Origin of the sequence: Microcoleus sp. Pol17C6, assembly GCF_036701145.1 — a bacterium.
In the GTDB taxonomy this organism is placed as follows: domain Bacteria; phylum Cyanobacteriota; class Cyanobacteriia; order Cyanobacteriales; family Microcoleaceae; genus Microcoleus.
The window spans coordinates 1-1,593 of sequence record NZ_JAUBQH010000155.1; the positions used below are offsets into that span (position 1 = coordinate 1).

Here is a 1,593-nt window from a genome sequence, read left to right on the forward strand (position 1 = left end):
TGAGGACGACCAGACATTGTAATTGTCTCCTTTACTTTGAACACAAGTCTATCACATATTTAAAAAAATGGTATAAGAGCATCTCAATCAGGCTTGACACAAGGATTTGAGAATAAGCATCATGTAGTCCTCACTCATCGCTGCCCGGTTCCTTTTTTGTCTCAAGCTATGCGATAGGGTGGTTTCTTGATTGAGGGCATTAAGGACCATCCGTCTGAGTACCGCCAAATTTTGAGGGCTATTAAACGCTCTGATCCGAGATGTATCTTCTTCAAAAGTCACATCTAAAACCCAATGTTCTTTATTTTCAATGCTCCAATGTTCCCGGATAATAGAACTATGTTTTTGAGCATCTACGGTTAAACAACTTAGATAAATCTGGACTTCGTGAGAGGTTCCATTCCACTGTTGCCGAAACCGTTCCACTATAACAACCGTCTGAAGTCTCGCCCATTTATCTTGATTATAAAGACCTCCAAATTCTGAAACGGGAATCGCCCAAACTCTTCTTTTCTCAATCCGGTTATGCCCTTTTTCTACTTGACGGTAATCCGTCATTTTAAGTCCAGCAAAGCAAATTGGCTATTTAATTGAAGCTGAAACCAAGATTTAATTTGATTGTAAAGAGTCGGGTGATTACTTTTTAAGCAAACTACATAATTAGCTGTTTTCTGAACAATCTGTTTAATAATCTCGGTTTGAGTCCCCATTGCATCCATCGTAATAATTGCGCCGGTTACGTCGATTAATTCTAATAAGGCTGGAATCGCTGTAATTTCATTGGAATGGCTATCTACCTTAACTTGGCCGAGGACTAAACGATTTTCCGAAGCCCACGCTGTCACTAAATGTAAATTTTTTTTGCCCTGATTTCGGTCATAAGACCCCCGAAGGCTTTTTCCGTCAATCGGGATAACTTGGTCAACAACTGAACCGAGTAATTTTTGAACCCATTGAGTTAACTTCTGTTCTAAAATTTTGGGGTCTAGTTTTTCAAAAACAAGGGCGTAACGTATCATGATGAGGAATGCCATTGGGTAATTCTAAAACTTTTTGGCTCTCCTGAACTTGTGGTGATAATTTTATCTAATCACAAAAGCAAGCTAATACGCGATTTCTGAAATTATTAAAATTAGAAAAACCATATCCTTGCCGCATTATCAACTTAATTCGATTGTTAATTCATTCCATGACTCCACTTGTTGTGCGATTAAGAAAGTAGTTGCAAATACCCTCAAAATTATTTTCAATTGTTGATGCAGATTCTCTGAAAAACACTTGTGCATAATTTAGCCATTCTTTGATTTTGTTCTGCCCTTTTTTGACTGTCAAATTAGTTTCATATATTTCTCTAAATTCTTCTTTCATCTCATACGCAATTCTCAAGCATTCTGATTTGCCTAGTGTTAATTCCAATTTATCAATCTGAAGAGGATTCAATTTTACTCGATTACTTAACAATAAATATTTAATATTTGGGAGCGTGTCACTTTTGCGATGAGTATAAATACTCGTAGACCCCAGAATGACTTTTTTACCGATCATCAGTATAATAGGCGATAATTATCATCTCTTCCCACTTGATATATAATC

The 1,593-nt window shown here is 36.7% G+C and carries 2 protein-coding genes and 1 pseudogene; all 3 read right to left on the bottom strand.

The window, feature by feature from the left end:
• Positions 1-87 precede the first annotated feature (87 nt).
• The 3 genes and pseudogenes from QUA25_RS29125 to QUA25_RS29135 all read right to left on the bottom strand — a co-directional run bounded on the left by QUA25_RS29125 (position 88) and on the right by QUA25_RS29135 (position 1,545).
• Entirely contained in the window at positions 88-558 is a 471-nt protein-coding gene (locus tag QUA25_RS29125; protein ID WP_333043172.1) for an ISAs1 family transposase, read from the bottom strand.
• Positions 555-1,034: an ISAs1 family transposase gene (locus QUA25_RS29130; RefSeq protein WP_333043174.1), complete on the bottom strand. Its 480-nt coding sequence runs from the start codon at positions 1,032-1,034 to the stop codon at positions 555-557. Before QUA25_RS29130 ends, QUA25_RS29125 begins: the two co-directional genes overlap by 4 nt.
• 52 nt (positions 1,035-1,086) lie before the next feature.
• Positions 1,087-1,545 (bottom strand): annotated as a pseudogene (locus QUA25_RS29135) (ISL3 family transposase).
• Between the last annotated feature and the right edge of the window lie 48 nt (positions 1,546-1,593).

Coding starts and splice junctions, on each gene's coding strand:
- QUA25_RS29125 (WP_333043172.1), bottom strand. CDS start 558: ATGACGGATTACCGTCAAGTAGAAAAAGGGCATAACCGGATTGAGAAA.
- QUA25_RS29130 (WP_333043174.1), bottom strand. CDS start 1,034: ATGGCATTCCTCATCATGATACGTTACGCCCTTGTTTTTGAAAAACTA.